A 1,875-nucleotide genomic window follows, 5' to 3' on the forward strand; every position below is an offset into this window, starting at 1 on the left:
AATATTACCGTTCCGGGATTTAATAAAAAATAAATAATCAAAGCTGATTTTTATAGAAGAGTTATATCGTCTATATCTTCATTCGCTATTACTGTATCTTCATGCACAGCCACAACCTCAGCGCATCTTGGGCATAAACCGTCAGCAGTCAGGTCGGCATATTTCCAACAGCGTTGGCACTTTTCTCCACCGGCTTTGGATACCCTAACCTTTACTTCCTTACCTGAGATTATTTTAATCTCGCTTACGATCAACACCGCGGCAAGATCATTTACTGTAATTTTTTCAGGTGTAACAAGCTCAACGACCGCTTCCAGAGAACTTCCTATTACCTTGTCTTTTCTCAGTTTTTCCAACTCAATATTAATCAGTGAACGCAACTCTAAAAGCTTTTTGTATTTTTCCAGAATTTTTTTGTCCATTTTTACATCAATTTTTTCCGGGAACGTTTCCAGAAATATCGACTTTTTTCTTTCACCGGGAAGATACTTATAGACATCTTCCATGGAAAAACTCAGGACCGGCGCAAGCATCTTTATTAAAGCACCGCTAACAATCTCCATTGCTGCCTGACAAGATCGTCTTTTCGGCTCAGTCTTGGCATTGCAGTAGAGGTTATCTTTTTGAATATCAAGATACAAAGAACTTAGTTGAATTACACAAAAATTATAAATAGTGTGATAAATCTGATGGAACTCATAATTTTCGTAAAAAGCACCTATCTGGTCGATGAGTAAATTCAATTCTTCCAGTATCCAACCGTCAATTTCTTCAAAATTTCCAATCATGATTTGCTTCTGCGGATCATAATCATAAAGATTACTGATCATAAACCTCAGCGTATTTCTGATCTTGGTAAAAGCGTCCTTTACCTGACCTATGATACTGTCGGACAGGATAACATCATTTTTGAAATCCGTGGAACTGGCCCACAATCTGAGGATGTCGGCACCATGAATTTTGAGTACCTGTAATGGGTCAATCGTGTTACCAAGAGATTTGCTCATTTTCTGACCTTTTTCATCTATTGTAAAACCATGAGTCAATACTGCTTTATAGGGTGCCTGATAAAAAGCTCCCACACTGGCCAGAAGAGAAGACTGAAACCAGCCACGATGCTGGTCGCTACCTTCCAGATAGAGGTCCGCTGGAAATCGCAAATCCTTGTGCTGATGCAGTACGGCATGATGTGAAGCTCCGGATTCCAGCCAGACATCCATGATGTTTTTATCTTTTTCAAATTTTTGATGACCGCATTTTTTACATTTCAGGGAAGACGGTAATATTTCATCTGCCGGTCTGGTAAACCAGGCATTGGTACCTTCTTTGGCAACCAGTTCTACTACAGCCTTATTAAAAGCTCCCTGAAAATGCGGTTCATTACATTTTTTGCAATAAAAAACCGGGATGGGAATACCCCAAAAACGTTGACGGGAAATGCACCAGTCAGGTCTGACTTCCACCATGCTGCCGATACGTTTTTCTCCCCAATCAGGGTACCAGTCGGTTTTTTTTATTTCCTGCATGGCTTTATCACGCAATCTAAATTCAGAATCCATGGCAATAAACCACTGTTCAGTAGCTCTGAAAATAACCGGCTTATGACATCTCCAGCAATGCGGATATGAATGCTTCATCCATTCCATTTTCAAAAGGTGTCCGCTTTTTTCCAGGTCCTGCACAATATTTTTGTTAGCCTCAAAAACCGGTAGCCCGGCATAGGCATCTGCTTCCTCAGTAAAAATTCCGCTTTCATCTACAGGCATAATCATGGGCAGTTTGTATTCCAGACCGACCAGATAGTCATCATAACCGTGGCCCGGGGCAATATGCACAAGGCCCGTACCATCTTCATTAGAAACAAAATTACCCAGC

Annotated in this window: 1 protein-coding gene; it reads right to left on the reverse strand. The window is 40.6% G+C overall.

The annotated features are described in order from the left end of the window. Positions 1 to 50: 50 nt before the first annotated feature. Positions 51 to 1,875, reverse strand: a 1,825-nt coding sequence (locus PHV30_08250; protein ID MDD5457008.1) for a class I tRNA ligase family protein, incomplete at its 5' end; no start/stop codon positions are given.

It is taken from the genome of Candidatus Margulisiibacteriota bacterium, from assembly GCA_028715625.1.
Classification (GTDB): Bacteria; Margulisbacteria; Riflemargulisbacteria; order GWF2-35-9; family GWF2-35-9; genus JAQURL01.